This is a genomic window from Bradyrhizobium cosmicum, assembly GCF_032290525.1.
Classification (GTDB): Bacteria; Pseudomonadota; Alphaproteobacteria; order Rhizobiales; family Xanthobacteraceae; genus Bradyrhizobium; species Bradyrhizobium cosmicum_A.
The window spans coordinates 1-284 of record NZ_JASXTA010000163.1; the positions used below are offsets into that span (position 1 = coordinate 1).

The 284-nt window shown below is 62.3% G+C and carries 1 pseudogene; it reads right to left on the reverse strand.

Features of this window, described 5'->3' with window-relative positions:
• Nucleotides 1–284, reverse strand: a pseudogene (locus tag QSV46_RS39485) (dihydroorotase); the annotation flags it as partial.

Genomic DNA, 284 nt, shown 5'->3' on the forward strand with positions numbered 1-284 from the left:
GATTGGTGTTCGGCATCTCGAACACCGCGCTAACGCCTCCCATTACGGCGCTGCGCGAACCGGTCTCGAGGTCTTCCTTGTGGGTCAGCCCTGGCTCGCGGAAATGCACCTGCGTGTCCATCACGCCGGGCAGGATGTGCAGGCCCTTGCAGTCAATGGTCTCGCCGGCGGAGGCCTGTCCGAGCCCCCCGATCGCGGCGATCCGGCCATTGGAGATGCCGATGTCGCAGATGCCCTCACCGTCCTGATTGACCACGGTGCCGGATTTTAGAATGGTATCAAAT